The following is a 14,603-nucleotide window of genomic DNA, read 5'->3' as shown; positions in this document are numbered from 1 at the left end:
GCCGGCCAGCGCCAGCGCCGCGCCGCTCCACAGCGGCACGGCACCGCCGCCGCCACCGTCGCCGCCGCCACCCGCGCCGTTGGCGGCAGGGGGCGGCGCCGGGGGAATCGGTGCACCCGCGGCCGCGGCGAGCGCGCGATTCGCGTCGAGCAGCCCCGCGCCGCAATTGGCGGCGTTATTGCCGGTCGTGCAATAGGTATTGGCCGGATGCGGACGCGCGCTGCTCTTGAGCAGTTCGGTCACCTGCGCGCTGGTCAGGTTGCCGTTGACGGCCAGCATCAGCGAGGCGACGCCCGACACCATCGGTGCGGCGAAGCTGGTGCCCTGCGAGTTCACCAGCGTGTAGTTGCGCGCGGTGGTTTCGCCGTCGTTGGTCAGCGTGCGGATCGTCGACGGCGGCACCAGACAGGTGTTGTTGGACACCTTGCTGTTGGGGCAGCCGCCGCCCGGGGCGCTGATTGCGATCTGCGGGCCGACGTTGGCATAGCTGGCGTTTTCGCCGTCGTCGACATGGGCAGTGACCGCGATCACGCCACGGCAGTCGGCCGGCGCTTCGACCGCGCCCGCGCTGTTGCCGGCGGCGGCCACCACGACGACGCCGCGCGCGGCCAGTTCATCGACGGCCTGCTGTTCGAAGGTGCTGCAACTGCCGGCCCCGAGGCTGATATTGACGACCCGCGCCGGCGTGGGGTTGTTCGGCACGTTCGGCACCGGCAGGCCGCCGGCCCAGCGCATCGCGTCGACGGTATCGGACAGCAGCGCGCCGCAGCGGCCGGAGACGCGCAGCGGCTGGATGCGGGCATTCCAGTCGACGCCGGCGACATCCTGGCCATTGTTGGTGATCGCACCGAGCACGCTGGCGACGCGGGTGCCATGCCAGGTGCTGGGGCGAAGATCCCGCGCGGCCGGCATGCCGGGACAGGCGAAGCCCTGCGGCACGAAGTCGCCGGCGTCGGTCGGATCGCCGTCGCGGCCGTCGCCGTCCTGCGAATACTGCGGGTCGGCGATGAAGTCATAGCCTGCCACCAGACGCGAGGCCAGGTCCGGGTGCCGCAGCACGCCGGTATCGACCACCGCGATCACCAGGCCTTCGTTGCCGCGCGAACGATCCCAGGCGGCGGGCAGGTTGGCGGCACCGGTCACCAGCGAAGGCGAGCCCAGATACGGCTGGTTGATGGCGAATTCGGGATCGTTCGGCACCGTGTCGTGCGGCCGCAGCCAGCGGTCCGGCACCGCGTCCGCCACGCGCGGATCCTGGCGCAGCTGCGCGGCCACCGCCTCGGGATCGGCACCCTTGCCGGCCGGCACGCCGAGCAGCGCCAGGTTGCCGCCCATCTGCCGCTTGACGGTCAGCCCGATGCCGGTCTGCTCGGCCACCTTGCGCACCTGTTCGGCGGCGGCCTCGGCCGGCATCAGCGCGCTGCCGGCCGGGGCATCCTTCCAGCGGACGATGATGTTGCCGCTGTAGACCGGTGCCGGACGGGCGTCCGGATTCGGGGCGGCCATCGCGGCCGAGGGGGGCAGCAGGGCGCCCGCCGAGACGGCGGCGGCCAGGACCAGACGCAGGGCGACGGGCGGAATCGAACGCGGCATGAACACCTCCGGGAAGGGCGAAGCCGGGGTGCAGCGGCCGGCGCTCGCGGGCATGTGGCTAAACGATAGTCAGGGGAATGCGGTCGGGCAATCGGCGGCAGTCCGACAGCGCACGCTATCGGGGTGGCGTTCGGGGCGGTTCGCTTGCCTCGATCCGCTTCCCGATCGGTTAACGGCCGCCGGCGCCGCGCCTTCAGTTCGCCGGCATGTCGCGCCCGGTTGGCTTGGGCCGGCTCGGCGTCAGGCGGCGGTCCGCCTCGGCCGCTTCGATCCGCGGCAGCGCGCGCAGCGTGCTGACCGCCTGCTCGATGGTGGCCTCAGGCGACGGCGAGATCGCGGTCACCAGCCAGGTGCCGCCGGACATCGGGCGCTTGACCACGAAGCGGATCGGTCCCTTGGCCTGCGCCAGCAGTTCGCCGGCCTGCAGCGAGGTATCGACGGCCGGCGGCGTGAAGCGGACCAGGATGTCGCCAACCGCGCGGTCGTCGGTGATGCTGCCCGGCGGCGGCATGGCCGGCTTCGAGCTGCAGGCGGCGGCCAGCGCCAGGCCGCACAGCGCCACCGCCAGCGTCAGCCGGCGCGTGGTACGGCTGACCGGGCGGCGCGCCAGGCCAGCGGCGCCGGTCGTGGCGGCCGGGTCGTCGAGGGTCGAGGGCGGCTTGGCGAAGAGCATGGGGTTTCCTGTGTCGGTGCGATTGGTTGTTGCGAGTCGATGATGCGTCGGCGCGTCGGCGCGGCCGTGCGCCGCCGGCGTCAGCTCGCCGCACGGCGCGTGCGGCGGCCTTCCTTGGCCGCCGGCGCGCCGCGCGCGCCCTGCGCCAGCATCTCTTCCGCATGTTGCAGCGTGGTGGCGGTCACCGTCGCGCCGCCCAGCATGCGCGCGGTCTCGACCACGCGGCCGGCGGCGTCGAGCACGCGGATCTGCGAGCGCGTCACGGCCTCGCCGCCATCGCCGACGGTCTCCTTGCTGACCAGCAGATGGGTGCCGGCCTGCGCGGCGACCTGGGGCAGGTGGGTCACGCACAGTACCTGGCGGGCGCGGCCCAGTTCCTGCAGCCGGCGGCCGACGACCTCGGCGACCGCGCCGCCGATGCCGGTGTCGACCTCGTCGAAGATCAGCGTCGGCGTCGGCGCGGCCTCGCTGGTGATCACCGAGATCGCCAGGCTGATCCGCGCCAGTTCGCCGCCTGATGCGACCTTGGCCAGCGGCCGGGGGCTGACCCCCGCATGGCCCGCGACCAGGAACTCGACCTGCTCGAGCCCGTGGCTGGCGCCTTCGTCGAGCGAGTGCAGCGCCACGGTGAAGCTGCCGCCGGCCATCGACAGGCCCTGCATCGCCTCGGTGACGGCCGCCGAAAGCCGCTCGGCGGCCTCGCGCCGGCTCTCGCTCAGATGGCGCGCAATGGTCAGATAGGCGGCGCGGGCCGCGGCCTCGCGCGCGGTGATCTTGTTCAGGTCCTGCGCGGCCTGCAGATCGTCCAGCTGCTGGCGGCGCGCCAGCAATTCTTCCGGCAATTGTTCGGGCGGCACGCGGAACTTGCGCGCCGCGGTGTGCAGCGCCTGCATCCGCTCCTCGACCACCTGCAGCCGTTCGGGATCGAGCTCGAGCCGGTCGACGTAGCGGGTCAGCGAGTGGGCCGCTTCCTCGGCCTGCACCTCGGCCGCTTCGAGCGCGGTCACCACATCGCCCAGCGCGGGGTCGACCTCGGCGAGCTGGCGCAGCCGATGGACCATCGCATTGAGCGCGGACAGCACCGCGCCGTCGGACTCGGACAGCGCGTCGAGCGCGGCGCGGCCGCCCTCGAGCAGATTGGCCGCATGCGACAGCCGCTTGTGCTCGGCCTGGATCGCCTCCCATTCATCGGGCTGCGGCGCCAGCTTGTCGAGCTCGCCGACCTGCCATTCGAGCCGCTCGCGTTCAAGCTGCATCTCGCGCGACTGCTGTTCGACCGCTTCGCGCTGGCGCACACAGGCACGCCAGGTGCGCCAGGCTTCGGCGACCGCGGCCGACTGCGCGGTCAGGCCGGCATGCGCATCGAGCAGCAGCCGCTGCGCGTCCGGCCGCAGCAGCAGCTGGTGCGCGTGCTGTCCGTGAATGTCGACCAGCTGGTCGCCGACCTCGCGCAGCTGCGCCAGCGTGGCGGCGTTGCCGTTGATGAAGGCCTTGCTGCGGCCGTTGGCGTCGACGACCCGGCGCAGCAGCACGTTGCCGTCGTCCTCGGCCAGCGCCTGCTCGTTGAGCCAGGCGTCCAGCGCGGGGTGCGTGGAGAAGGTGGCGCTGACGCTGGCGCGCGCGGCGCCCTCGCGCACCACGCCGGCATCGGCGCGCTCGCCCAGCACCAGCGCCAGCGCATCGATCAGGATCGACTTGCCGGCACCGGTCTCGCCGGTGAACACGGTAAAGCCGGCGGAAAAGTCGAGGTCGAGCGTATCGACAATGACGAAATCGCGGATGGACAGGCTGCGCAGCATCTTGGGAGACGGAGGGCGGCGGTGACTTGGTGAGGGATCGGGACCGGCTGAGGCGGCGAGGCTGACGATGCGGGACGCTTGCGCTCAGAGCCGGTTGTCTTCGGTCGGGTACTCGTGCCAGTGCAGCTTCTTGCGCAGCGTCGCGTAGTAGTTGTAGCCGACCGGGTGCAGCAGGTTGATGGTCTTGGCCGAGCGGCGCACCACGATGCGGTCGCCGGGCAGCAGCGAGGTCAGCGACTGCATGTCGAAATTGACGCTGGCATCGCGCGCGGTGGCCACCTCGATCGACACCTCGGCATCGTGCGGCAGCACGATCGGGCGGTTCGACAGCGCATGCGGGGCGATCGGCACCAGCACCAGTCCCGACAGCGTCGGATGCAGGATCGGCCCGCCGGCCGACAGCGCATACGCCGTCGATCCGGTCGGCGTCGACACGATCAGGCCGTCGGAACGCTGGTTGTACATGAAGTAGCCGTCCACCGAGACCGCCAGCTCAACCATGCCGGAGATGCCCGAACGATTGACCACCACGTCGTTCAGGGCCAGCGCGGAGAAGATCACGCCGTCGTCGCGGATCACGCGCGATTCGAGCAGCATGCGGTTCTCGGGCTCGTAGTGGCCGCTGAGCATGGCCGGCAGCACCGATTGCACATCCTCCAGCGGGATGTCCGTCATGAAGCCGAGGCGGCCATGGTTGACCCCGATCAGCGGCACCGAGAAGCCGGCCAGCTGGCGGGCGATGCCGAGCAGCGTGCCGTCGCCGCCCAGCACCACGGCGACGTCGGCCTCGCGGCCGATCTCTTCGGCGGACAGCGCGGGGTAGTCCGTCAGGCCGGTGGCAAGCGCGGTCTCGCGTTCGAACACCACGTCCTGGCCATTGCGCAGGATGCAGGCCGCCAGCTCCTCGAGCGGACCTTCGATGCCCGCGGTCGAATACCTGCCGACCAGGGCGACCGTGCGAAAGGGCGCGTGCGCGGCGCCGGACTTGGGGTGTGCAGACATGCCCGGATTAGACCATACCGCCATGACCATTGTCAGCACGGCCCGGGGGACGAGTGCCAGAGCGAGCCCCACCGCGCAAAACTTGCGTAAAATCGGGACACCATGGACGAACGAGCGAAAACCCTTCTCAAGACCCTGATCGAGCGCTACATCGCCGAAGGGCAGCCGGTCGGCTCGCGTACGCTGTCGAAGTACTCGGGACTGGACCTGTCGCCGGCGACCATCCGCAACGTGATGTCGGACCTGGAGGAGATGGGCTTCATCGCCAGCCCGCACACGTCGGCGGGGCGCATCCCGACCCCGCGCGGCTACCGGTTGTTCGTCGATACCATGCTGACGGCCCAGCCGCTCGATACCCAGTTCGACCGCACCAAGCTGGCCGGGCTGATCCAGGGCGAACTCGGTGCGCAGGAGCAGAGCCCGCAGCGGATGATCACGACGGCCGCGCGCACGCTGTCGAACCTGTCGCAATTCGCCGGCGTGGTGATGACCCCCCGCCGCGCGCAGGCGTTCCGGCAGATCGAGTTCATGCGGCTGTCCGACAAGCGCATCCTGTTGATCATCGTGACGCCCGAAGGGGACGTGCAGAACCGCATCATCCAGACCGAGCTGCCCTACAGCGCGTCGCAGCTGGTCGAGGCCGCCAATTTCATCAACACCCATTACGCCGGCATGCGCTTCGACACCGTGCGCGAGCGGCTGCGCGACGAACTGAAGGCGCTGCGCATCGACATGTCGGAACTGATGCAGGCCGCGGTCGAGGCCGGCAGCAGCGCGATGGCCGACGAGGACGAGCAGGTCTATATCTCGGGCGAACGCAAGCTGCTCGAGGTCGAGGACCTGGCCTCGAGCATGGACAAGCTGCGCCGGCTGTTCGACGTGTTCGAGCACAAGACCAGCCTGCTGCAGCTGCTCGATGTGTCGAGCCACGCCGAGGGCGTGCAGATCTTCATCGGCGGCGAGAGCCGGCTGGTGCCGCTCGAGGACATGGCGGTGATCACCGCGCCGTACGAGGTCGATGGCCAGATCGTCGGCACGCTGGGCGTGATCGGCCCGACGCGGATGGCCTATGACCGGGTGATCCCGATCGTCGATATCACGGCGCGGCTGCTGTCGAGCGCGCTGAGCAGCCAGAACTGATGGCGGCCAGGGCGGGCCGCCACGCGCAGGGCGGCCTTCGCGCCCCAGCGATACCGGAATCCCTATGACATTTACCGCAGAACCTGCCTACCGGCATGGGCAGGCGCCCCGCACGGCGATCCTGCTGATCAATCTGGGCACGCCGGACGAGCCGACCCCGAAGGCGGTCGGACGCTACCTGAAGCAGTTCCTGTCCGATCCGCGCGTGGTGGAGATTCCGCGCGCCGCCTGGTTGCCGGTGCTGTACGGGCTGATCCTGCCGCTGCGCTCGCGCGCGTCGGCGCTGAAGTACGAATCGATCTGGCTGCGCGAGGCGCACCGGACCGGATCGCCGCTGCTGGTGCATACCGAGCGGCAGGCGCATGCGCTGCAGCAGCTGCTGGCGCAGCAGGGCCACGACGTGACGGTCGCCTGCGCGATGCGCTACGGCAACCCGTCGATCCCGTCGGTGATGGAGGCGCTGCGGCGCCAGGGCTGCGAGCGCATCCTGGCGCTGCCGATGTATCCCCAGTATTCCGGCACCACCACCGCGACCGCCTTCGACGAACTGTTCCGCGTGCTGGGCGAATGGCGCAATCAGCCCGAGTTGCGCCTGGTCAAACATTTCCACGATCACCCGGCCTATCTGGGGGCGCTGCATCAGCAGGTCGGCGCCTACTGGGCCCAGCATGGGGCGCCCGATTTCGCGCGCGGCGACCGGCTGATCCTGTCGTTCCACGGCGTGCCGCGGCGCACGCTGGAGCTGGGCGACCCATATCACTGCGAATGCCTGAAGACCGGCCGCATGCTGGGCGAGGCGCTGGGCCTGCAGCCTGGCCAGTATCAGGTCACGTTCCAGTCGCGCTTCGGCAAGGCCGAGTGGCTGCAGCCCTATACGGCACCGACGCTGACCGAGCTGGGCAAGGTCGGCACCGCGCGGGTCGACGTGTTCTGCCCGGGCTTTCCGGCCGACTGCATCGAGACGCTGGAAGAGATCGCGATGGAAGGGCAGTCCGAATTCAAGGTCGCCGGCGGCAAGGAATTCCACTTCATTCCGTGCCTGAACGACGCGCCGTTCTGGATCACCGCGCTGTCGGAGATCGCGCTGCAGCATATGCAGGGCTGGCCGTTGCGACTGCCGCATGCGCACGAACTGGAAGCGAGGCGCGCGCTGGCGCAGGCAAGGGGGGCCGCGGCATGAATCCGTCGTATGAAGACGATGCGCGGCAGCGGATCGACAAGTGGCTGTGGTGCGCGCGCTTTTTCAAGACCCGCTCGCTGGCGGCGGAGGCCGTCGAACGCGGCCGCGTAGAGGTCAACGGGCAGCCATGCAAGAATTCGCGCGAGGTCAAGCCGGGCGACACGGTGCGCATCGACGCCCATCAGCAGCGCTGGGAGCTGGTGGTCAAGGGCATCGCCCCGGCGCGCGGGCCGGCGTCCGTGGCCCGGACGCTCTATGAGGAAACCGAGGAGAGCCGCACGCGACGTGCCGCCGAAGCCGAGCGGCGGCGTCTCCATGTGGAGCCAGCGTCGCAACTACAGGGACGACCGACCAAGCGGGATCGCCGCCGCATCGACGATTTCAAAGGGTAAGCCGCTGAAACGTTCAGCGCGAGTACTGGATGATGTATTGGCGCAGCGCCGGATCGGCGCCGCCGGCGACGCTGTCGCGCGGGGCCAGTCCGTCCGAGAGCCAGATGAAGACGGTCAGCGCCACCAGCGAAAGCAGCACCAGCAACGTGAACACGGAGAACTTCGGCGTCTTGTTGGACGGTTTCGGCAGCTTGCGCATGGCCTTGCCCCCGCAGGAAGACTGCAATAGGAGACGGCACCCCGGCAGTTTTGTCGTTTTTTTGGATTTATCTTAGAAGCTGCACTGCAGCAAAGCAATTTCACTTCTCGCAGCACTGGTTTAAGTTTGTAAGCTGATGTTTCGTTGCAGATGTCCATCCGCTCTTGAAATATCGGCTTGGCGCCACCAGTTGCCAGCTGAATTCCGATTGACCCCAGGCGGACCGCCATGTGCGGCCGCAACTTGTTCTGAAACGGATCGACATGGAAGACCAGAAGCAAACGCCATCCAACACGCCGCCGACCTCGCCCGCCGACCAGGCCGCCGAAGCGCAAGCCGCGCAATCGGCCACGCCAAACCAATCGGCCGAGCCTGCCGCCGCCGCGGATGACGTGGCGAACCAGCCGGCGGCGCAGTTGGCCGCACAGTTGGCGGAACAGGAAGCCAAGGCACGCGAGAACTACGATCTGTATCTGCGCGCCGTCGCCGAATCCGAGAACATCCGGCGCCGCGCGCAGGAGGACGTGGCCAAGGCCCACAAGTTCGCCATCGAGAGCTTCGCCGAGCATCTGTTGCCGGTGATGGACAGCCTGCAGGCCGCGCTGGCCGATGGATCGGGCGATATCGCCAAGCTGCGCGAGGGCGTCGAGCTGACCGCCAAGCAGCTGGCCAGCGCCTTCGAGAAGGGCCGCATGGTCGAGCTGAATCCGGTCGGCGAGAAGTTCGACCCGCATCGGCACCAGGCGATTTCGATGGTGCCGTCGGATCAGGAACCCAACACGGTGGTGGCCGTGCTGCAGCGCGGCTATCTGATCGCGGACCGCGTCTTGCGGCCCGCATTGGTGACGGTGGCTGCGCCGAAGTAAGGGTCGGCGGGCAGACCGGCCTGCCACCGATGCGCAGCCACGCCCGGCGCCGTTTCGGCACCGGGCGTTCTCGTTTGTGGAGAAATGCGATGCCTTACCCGTTCGGCGCAGCGCCGGCGCCCCACACGGATCACCGCGCCTTCGAGGCCTTCGGCATGCGCGCGGTCGATCATGACACCATCGACGACGCGCTCGCCGCGGCCGGCGACGACCTGGTCTGCGTGTTCTTCTGGGGCGAGGACTGCTACAACTGCGAGATGGCCAAGAAGGCCATGCTGGCCAACCCGGACCCGCTGCGCGCGCTCGATCTGCACTGGCTGCATGCCGACGTCTACACCCATCCGGCGCTGGGACGGCGCTTCGGGCTGTACGGCATCCCGGTGTTCATGTTCTTCCACCGCGGCAAGAAGCTGGGCCGCGCCACCGGCTGGCACGGCATCGGACAGTTCTCCGCGGCGGTCGCCAACGCGCGGCTGAAGGCGAGCGGCAAGCCGCTGGCCGGATGACAGGCCGGCCGCCGCCGCGGCTTCGCGGTCCGGCGGCGACTCAGCGGTTCAGCGAATAGCCGATGCGGAACTGCCAGGGCGTCTTGCGGTTGTAGTCCAGCAGGCTCTCGCCGTAGCCGACGAAGTAGCCGGCCATCAGATAGCCGGCCGTTCCCGGTATCAGCCGGCCCATCGGGTAGGTGAACTGCGCATCCACGCTGCCGTACCACTGGCGGGTGCCCTTGCGCACCGTCGCCGCCAGTTCCCACGAATCGGGTTTGCCGTAGGCGACCCGCAGATCCATATAGCCGCGGTACCGCGCGATATCGCTGTTGTCGCTCTTCTCGAGGTAGTAGTAGAGCTTGGGCGTCACGGTCCAGTGCCAGTCGTCCGTCTCGCCGAAGTGGAAGGTCGGCTTCAGGAACAGCGTATTGACGCTGCGCGACTGGTCGCCGTCGCGGCCGTTGGACTCGTGCTCGAGGCCGGTCGCCACCGACAGCCGGCTGATCCAGCGATTGCGCACGCCGGTATCGGACAGGTAGTAGAAGATGCTGGGCCGGTAGTTGGTGTCGTGGAAGGGCTTCGACTCCTCCGACAGATCCCACAGCGAGAACTGCGTGTAGCCCAGGTACAGGTTGTCCAGCCAGTAGCGCGAGTTCGGGTCGCGGCCTTCGAAGATGCGGTACTTGAAGCTGAACTGGAACTTGGCATTGGCGCCGCCGTGCGCGCCGACCGCGTAGTACATCGGATCGTTGAAGGTCAGGCGGCTGCCCCCGGTCAGGATCGGCTGATCGTAGACTGGCTGGCCCGGTCCCTTCGGCTGGAGTACCGGCTCGACCGGCGTCGCGGCGACATCGGCGTGCTGTTCGCCTTCGGCGGCCGGCGTGGCGGCGGCGGTGGCCGGTGCCGCAGAGGCGGCCGGCGCCGCCGCGGTAGCCGGCGGCGTGACCCCCGACTGGTTCAGCGTCACCAGCACCGGCGCGGCGTCGAGGCCCACTGGATCGAGCCGGATCTGGCCGCGCAGCGTCGGCGGGATCTCGCCCTGGTATTGAATCGTGCGGTTCTCGCCGCGGCGCAGGCGCACCGTGGCAGGGCCCGGCGTGATCCGGCGCATCGAGATGCGCACCGGCGCGAGCATTTCCGGCGAGGCGACCACTTCCAGCGTATCGGGCACCAGATAGCTGCGATTGGCCGTGTCGGCGGTGACCAGCAGCGTCAGCCGCAGCGGCTGGGCGCCGTCCAGTACGCGCGGCGGCTGCAGCAGCGCGATCGCGGCGCGGGCGGACGGCGCGTACAGCACGCCGAGGGCGATAGAGATGGCGGAAACGGCGGCGGCAGGCGCGAGCAGGCGCGGACGACGCCCCGCGGACGGGGTTCGGAGCAACGGCATCATCGGAGATGGTGGCGTGCCGTGCCGGATAGGACGCCTGGCACGGCCGAGAATGGCAACGCGGCAAAGCCTAGCACGGGGCCGGCCGGGCTGGCTGTGACCATTTGTACCGGCCGGCCGGCCGGGGGCAGGCGGAAGTTCAGCCGCGGGCGCGGCGCTGGACGCAGGCGATGTAGTGCTCGCCGTCGGGCGGCAGGCCGCTGCGCTGCGACTGCCACAGCATCTCGCCGAGGCATTCCATCATCTGGTGATGCGCCTCGTGCGGCGAATCGAGCCGGCGCGCCAGCTGTTCGAACGCCTGGCGGATGCCGCGCGGCTGGTCGACCGACACCTGCTCGGCAATCGACAGATGCATGGCCAGATGCAGGAAGGGGTTGGTTTGCCCGCGCTCGGGCGTGAATTCTTCGGCGATCGCCGCCTCCGCGTCGGCCAGCTGATCGTGGTATTCGGGGTGCGCGCGGATCCAGTCGACGGCGATCGCCTCGAGCGGCGTCAGCACTTCGTTGGCACCCTGCTTGCGCCAGGCTTCGCAAAAGAACCGGCGGACTTCTTCACGGGAGGGATTGAACATGATGGGGCGGATTGTAAACGACGGTCCGCGGGCTTGCCGCGGCCCCTTCCGATGGATGGGAGCGCCGCTGTGCCGCAGGGGCCGCATGCCGACTAGAATGCGGGATCGTTGACCTCGCCATCGCGCCGGCCCTCCCTCCATGACCGCTACCCCACGCTCATCGACCCTGCTGCGGCATGCCGGCGACAAGCTCGCCGGCGTGCTGCTGATCGCCATCTCGGCCAGCGCCTTCGGCGCGATGGCGATCTTCGCCCGCCTTGCCTATGACGCGGGCGCCGACGTCTATGGCCTGCTGTCGGTGCGCTTCGTGCTCGCCGCGATCGCGCTGGCGGCCGTGATGCGCTGGCAGCGGATCGCGCTGCCGCCGTGGCCCCGGGTGCTGGCGCTGGCGGCGATGGGCGGCATCGGCTATGTCGGCCAGTCGTTCTGTTTCTTCAGCGCGCTGAACCATGCGCAGGCCAGCCTGGTCGCGCTGCTGCTGTATCTGTATCCGGTCTTCGTCACCGTGATGGCGGCGCTGTTCCTGAAGGAGAAGCTGACCGGCGCGGCGGTCACCGCGCTGGTGCTGTGCTCGGTCGGCGCGGGCCTGACCGTCGGCGGCGGGGAGGGCAGCGCGCTGGGAATCGGCCTTGGGCTGGCGTCGGCGCTGATCTATTCGGTCTACATCATCGTCGGCGCGCGGCTGACGCCCGGCGTGCATCCGGTCGCGACCACCACGGTGGTGTGCGTCGCGGCCGCCGTCGTCTATGTCGGCGCCGCGCTGGTACGGACCGCGGCCGGCATGGCGCCGCGGTTTCCGGCCGATGCCGGCGGATGGCTGGCGTTGGCGGCGATCGCGCTGCTGTCGACGGTGCTGGCCATCCTGACCTTCTTCGCCGGCCTGCAACGCCTCGGCGCGGCGCAGGCCTCGATGCTGTCCACGCTGGAGCCGGTGGTCACGGTGCTGCTGGCCGCGCTGCTGCTGGGCGAGCAGATCGGCATGGCGCAGGCCATCGGCGGCGGCCTGATCCTGGCCGGCGTGCTGTGGTTGACCCGCAAGGGCACGGCCCCGACGCCTGTACAACAAAATTGAACGGCTTGCTGAAATCCTTGGCGTGGAACGGACGGGGGCCATCGGTAGAATGCGCCCTTTCCCGAACTTTGCTGAGGATTCCGCATGACACCGCTCGACCAGGCCGCCATCGCCCAACTGTTCACCGAGGCCCGCACGCATAGCGCCTGGCAGGATCGGCAGATCGACGACGCCGTGCTGCATCGGCTGTACGAGGCGATGAAGTTCGGCCCGACCGCGGCCAACAGCTCGCCGGCGCGTATCGTATTCGTCAAGACCGCGGAGCAGAAGGCGAAGCTGGTCGAGTGCGTGTCGCCGGGCAATGTCGACAAGACCCGCTCGGCCCCGGTCACCGCGATCGTCGCGTTCGACAACGCGTTCCACGAGCAGCTGCCGAAGCTGTTCCCGCATGCCGATGCCCGTTCCTGGTATGCCGGCCAGCCGGACAAGATCGCGCGCGACGCGCTGGTCAACAGCTCGCTGCAGGGCGCCTATCTGATCCTGGCTGCGCGCGCGCTTGGCCTCGACTGCGGCCCGATGGGGGGCTTCGACGCAGCCAAGGTCAATGCGGCGTTCTTCCCCGACGGCAAGTGGTCGGTCAATTTCCTGATCAATCTCGGCTATGGCGACGCCGACAAGCTGTATCCGCGCAACCCGCGCCTGAGCTTCGACGAGGCCTGCCGCATCGTTTGACGGCAGGATGCGCCGGCCGGCTGGCCGCCGGCGCGTTCACAGCCGCGGCGGCAGCGTCTTGTCCGGGTACTCGCACAGCGTTTCGATCGCGCAATGCCAGCACTCGGGCTTGCGCGCCTTGCAGACGTAGCGCCCGTGCAGGATCAGCCAGTGGTGCGCGTCGTGCAGGAACTCGTCGGGCACGACCTCCAGCAGCTTCATCTCGACCGCCTGCACGGTCTTGCCAGGCGCGAGTCCGGTGCGGTTGCTGACGCGAAAGATATGCGTGTCGACCGCGACGGTCGGATGGCCGAACGCGGTGTTCAGCACCACGTTGGCCGTCTTGCGGCCGACGCCCGGCAGCGCTTCCAGCGCCTCGCGGTCGGCCGGCACCTTGCCGCCGTAGCGCTCGACGAGGATGCGGCAGGTCTCCATCACATGCCGGGCCTTGGTCTTGTACAGACCGATCGTCTTGATGTACTCGATCAGGCCGGATTCGCCCAGCGCCAGGATCTTCTGCGGCGTGTTGGCGATCGCAAACAGCCTGCGGGTGGCCTTGTTGACGCCCACATCGGTGGCCTGCGCCGACAGCAGCACGGCGATCAGCAGTTCGAACGGCGAGCTGTACTCGAGTTCGGTGGTGGGAGACGGGTTGGTTTCTCTGAGCGTTTCAAACAGCGCGCGGCACTTGGCGGCGTTCATTGTGGTCGCTTGGTGTCGGAGGAGACGGGATGGCCGGGATGGCCGGGCGTCGCGGCGGCGGGCGCGGCCTCGGGGCGGTCAACCGGATCGGCCGGTGCGGCGTTGAGCGGCTGGGCGGCCTGCCGCTTCAGGCGCGCGCGTTCGATGGCCGCCTGGATGATGGCTTTCTTGCGCTCCTGCGCCTGGCGCTCGGCTTCGGACGAGGCGGCCTCCTGGCGCAGCGCTTCCAGCTTGGCCGCGGCCTTGGCCGCGAGGCGTGCTTCGTTTTCCTCGCGCTCGCGCACCAGCCGCTGCTTGCGCGACAGGTAGCGGACACGGGCCGCGTTGGCCTGGGGCTGCGACCAGGCGTCCCAGCCGGTGCGCTCGCCGGTGACCGGGATCATCGCGATGCAGTCGACCGGGCAGGGCGCGACGCAGAGATCGCAGCCGGTGCACCAGTCCGGCAGCACGGTGTGCATCTGCTTGGCGGCACCGGCGATCGCGTCGACCGGGCAGGCCTGGATGCACAGCGTGCAGCCGATGCACAGCGTCTCGTCGATGCGCGCGACCGCGCGTGGCTGTTCGATGCCGTGATCCGGATCGAGCGGCAACGGCGCGACACCGAGCTCGGCCGCCAGCCGACGGATGCCTTCGGCACCGCCGGGAGGGCAGCGGTTGCAGTCCGCTTCGCCGCGCGCCATGGCCTCGGCATAAGGCCGGCATCCCTGAAAGCCGCATTTCGTGCATTGCGTCTGGGGCAGCAGGGCGTCGAGGCGGTCGGCGAGAGTCGCCGAAGCGGCCGCCAGATCGGCGTCCCGGCGGGCGTCGGTGGAGGGGGCGGAAGCGGAATCGGCGGCGGAAGGGGTCACGAAAGCAGGAAAACGATGCGGGGTAACACAGGGTGCAGCC

16 protein-coding genes are annotated in these 14,603 nt (G+C 69.3%); 7 read left to right on the top strand and 9 right to left on the bottom strand.

Annotated elements, in window-relative coordinates:
- The 4 genes from F7Q96_RS21050 to F7Q96_RS21035 all read right to left on the bottom strand — a co-directional run.
- Window positions 1-1,593: S8 family peptidase (locus F7Q96_RS21050; RefSeq protein WP_151023242.1), on the bottom strand; the 1,593-nt coding region annotated here is incomplete at its 3' end.
- Window positions 1,594-1,786: 193 nt separating this feature from the next.
- The gene (locus tag F7Q96_RS21045) at window positions 1,787-2,266 is read right to left on the bottom strand and encodes a hypothetical protein (protein WP_053821483.1); all 480 of its coding nucleotides are present in this window, start codon (window positions 2,264-2,266) and stop codon (window positions 1,787-1,789) included.
- Between the two features lie 80 nt (window positions 2,267-2,346).
- Entirely contained in the window at window positions 2,347-4,065 is a 1,719-nt protein-coding gene (gene recN / locus F7Q96_RS21040; protein ID WP_053821484.1) for a DNA repair protein RecN, read from the bottom strand.
- Window positions 4,066-4,149: 84 nt separating this feature from the next.
- Window positions 4,150-5,067 (bottom strand): NAD kinase, encoded by a 918-nt coding sequence (locus F7Q96_RS21035; RefSeq protein WP_053821485.1) that lies wholly within the window; start codon window positions 5,065-5,067, stop codon window positions 4,150-4,152.
- Window positions 5,068-5,169: 102 nt separating this feature from the next.
- Between F7Q96_RS21035 and hrcA the strand changes: the two genes are divergently transcribed.
- The 3 genes from hrcA to F7Q96_RS21020 all read left to right on the top strand — a co-directional run bounded on the left by hrcA (window position 5,170) and on the right by F7Q96_RS21020 (window position 7,779).
- Window positions 5,170-6,207, top strand: coding sequence for a heat-inducible transcriptional repressor HrcA (gene hrcA / locus F7Q96_RS21030; RefSeq protein WP_053821486.1), 1,038 nt, complete (start codon window positions 5,170-5,172; stop codon window positions 6,205-6,207).
- Between the two features lie 64 nt (window positions 6,208-6,271).
- Window positions 6,272-7,387 (top strand): ferrochelatase, encoded by a 1,116-nt coding sequence (hemH, locus tag F7Q96_RS21025; protein WP_053821487.1) that lies wholly within the window; start codon window positions 6,272-6,274, stop codon window positions 7,385-7,387.
- Entirely contained in the window at window positions 7,384-7,779 is a 396-nt protein-coding gene (locus F7Q96_RS21020; RefSeq protein ID WP_053821488.1) for an RNA-binding S4 domain-containing protein, read from the top strand. Before hemH ends, F7Q96_RS21020 begins: the two co-directional genes overlap by 4 nt.
- A 13-nt stretch (window positions 7,780-7,792) precedes the next feature.
- Here the strand turns inward: F7Q96_RS21020 and F7Q96_RS21015 are convergent, their stop codons facing one another.
- Complete coding sequence (locus F7Q96_RS21015; RefSeq protein ID WP_053821489.1) at window positions 7,793-7,978, bottom strand: hypothetical protein; 186 nt, start codon at window positions 7,976-7,978, stop codon at window positions 7,793-7,795.
- A gap of 263 nt (window positions 7,979-8,241) precedes the next feature.
- On the opposite strand from F7Q96_RS21015, the gene grpE reads away from it, so the two are divergent.
- A complete protein-coding gene (grpE, locus tag F7Q96_RS21010; protein ID WP_053821490.1) occupies window positions 8,242-8,844 on the top strand; it encodes a nucleotide exchange factor GrpE in 603 nt (200 codons plus the stop codon).
- Window positions 8,845-8,933: 89 nt separating this feature from the next.
- Complete coding sequence (locus tag F7Q96_RS21005; RefSeq protein ID WP_053821491.1) at window positions 8,934-9,350, top strand: thioredoxin family protein; 417 nt, start codon at window positions 8,934-8,936, stop codon at window positions 9,348-9,350.
- A gap of 40 nt (window positions 9,351-9,390) precedes the next feature.
- Here F7Q96_RS21005 and F7Q96_RS21000 read toward each other — a convergent pair whose 3' ends face one another.
- Both F7Q96_RS21000 and F7Q96_RS20995 read right to left on the bottom strand, forming a co-directional pair.
- Window positions 9,391-10,719, bottom strand: coding sequence for a phospholipase A (locus tag F7Q96_RS21000; RefSeq protein ID WP_151023244.1), 1,329 nt, complete (start codon window positions 10,717-10,719; stop codon window positions 9,391-9,393).
- Between the two features lie 139 nt (window positions 10,720-10,858).
- Window positions 10,859-11,290 carry a DUF1841 family protein gene (locus tag F7Q96_RS20995; RefSeq protein WP_053821492.1) on the bottom strand — a complete coding sequence of 144 codons (432 nt, stop codon included), beginning with the start codon at window positions 11,288-11,290 and terminating at the stop codon, window positions 10,859-10,861.
- A 139-nt stretch (window positions 11,291-11,429) separates the two neighbouring features.
- Here F7Q96_RS20995 and F7Q96_RS20990 point away from each other — a divergent pair, with 139 nt between their 5' ends.
- Window positions 11,430-12,362, top strand: coding sequence for a DMT family transporter (locus F7Q96_RS20990; protein ID WP_053821493.1), 933 nt, complete (start codon window positions 11,430-11,432; stop codon window positions 12,360-12,362).
- 84 nt (window positions 12,363-12,446) lie between these two features.
- Entirely contained in the window at window positions 12,447-13,034 is a 588-nt protein-coding gene (locus tag F7Q96_RS20985) for a malonic semialdehyde reductase (protein WP_053821494.1), read from the top strand.
- Window positions 13,035-13,070: 36 nt separating this feature from the next.
- Here F7Q96_RS20985 and nth read toward each other — a convergent pair whose 3' ends face one another.
- Window positions 13,071-13,715, bottom strand: a complete 645-nt coding sequence (gene nth, locus F7Q96_RS20980; protein ID WP_053821495.1) for an endonuclease III — start codon at window positions 13,713-13,715, stop codon at window positions 13,071-13,073.
- Window positions 13,712-14,500, bottom strand: a complete 789-nt coding sequence (gene rsxB, locus F7Q96_RS20975) for an electron transport complex subunit RsxB (RefSeq protein ID WP_053823042.1) — start codon at window positions 14,498-14,500, stop codon at window positions 13,712-13,714. The genes nth and rsxB overlap by 4 nt, the downstream gene beginning before the upstream one ends.
- Window positions 14,501-14,603 lie beyond the last annotated feature (103 nt).

The organism is Cupriavidus gilardii, assembly GCF_008801915.1.
GTDB classification, from domain to species: domain Bacteria; phylum Pseudomonadota; class Gammaproteobacteria; order Burkholderiales; family Burkholderiaceae; genus Cupriavidus; species Cupriavidus gilardii.
Note: the sequence above shows the minus strand (reverse complement) of the source record. Positions and strands in the feature narration are given on the sequence as shown.

What these genes read in the sequence shown, in the direction of transcription:
- F7Q96_RS21045 (WP_053821483.1), bottom strand. Translation starts at nt 2,266, where the DNA reads ATGCTCTTCGCCAAGCCGCCCTCGACCCTCGACGACCCGGCCGCCACG.
- recN (WP_053821484.1), bottom strand. Translation starts at nt 4,065, where the DNA reads ATGCTGCGCAGCCTGTCCATCCGCGATTTCGTCATTGTCGATACGCTC.
- F7Q96_RS21035 (WP_053821485.1), bottom strand. Translation starts at nt 5,067, where the DNA reads ATGTCTGCACACCCCAAGTCCGGCGCCGCGCACGCGCCCTTTCGCACG.
- hrcA (WP_053821486.1), top strand. Translation starts at nt 5,170, where the DNA reads ATGGACGAACGAGCGAAAACCCTTCTCAAGACCCTGATCGAGCGCTAC.
- hemH (WP_053821487.1), top strand. Translation starts at nt 6,272, where the DNA reads ATGACATTTACCGCAGAACCTGCCTACCGGCATGGGCAGGCGCCCCGC.
- F7Q96_RS21020 (WP_053821488.1), top strand. Translation starts at nt 7,384, where the DNA reads ATGAATCCGTCGTATGAAGACGATGCGCGGCAGCGGATCGACAAGTGG.
- F7Q96_RS21015 (WP_053821489.1), bottom strand. Translation starts at nt 7,978, where the DNA reads ATGCGCAAGCTGCCGAAACCGTCCAACAAGACGCCGAAGTTCTCCGTG.
- grpE (WP_053821490.1), top strand. Translation starts at nt 8,242, where the DNA reads ATGGAAGACCAGAAGCAAACGCCATCCAACACGCCGCCGACCTCGCCC.
- F7Q96_RS21005 (WP_053821491.1), top strand. Translation starts at nt 8,934, where the DNA reads ATGCCTTACCCGTTCGGCGCAGCGCCGGCGCCCCACACGGATCACCGC.
- F7Q96_RS21000 (WP_151023244.1), bottom strand. Translation starts at nt 10,719, where the DNA reads ATGCCGTTGCTCCGAACCCCGTCCGCGGGGCGTCGTCCGCGCCTGCTC.
- F7Q96_RS20995 (WP_053821492.1), bottom strand. Translation starts at nt 11,290, where the DNA reads ATGTTCAATCCCTCCCGTGAAGAAGTCCGCCGGTTCTTTTGCGAAGCC.
- F7Q96_RS20990 (WP_053821493.1), top strand. Translation starts at nt 11,430, where the DNA reads ATGACCGCTACCCCACGCTCATCGACCCTGCTGCGGCATGCCGGCGAC.
- F7Q96_RS20985 (WP_053821494.1), top strand. Translation starts at nt 12,447, where the DNA reads ATGACACCGCTCGACCAGGCCGCCATCGCCCAACTGTTCACCGAGGCC.
- nth (WP_053821495.1), bottom strand. Translation starts at nt 13,715, where the DNA reads ATGAACGCCGCCAAGTGCCGCGCGCTGTTTGAAACGCTCAGAGAAACC.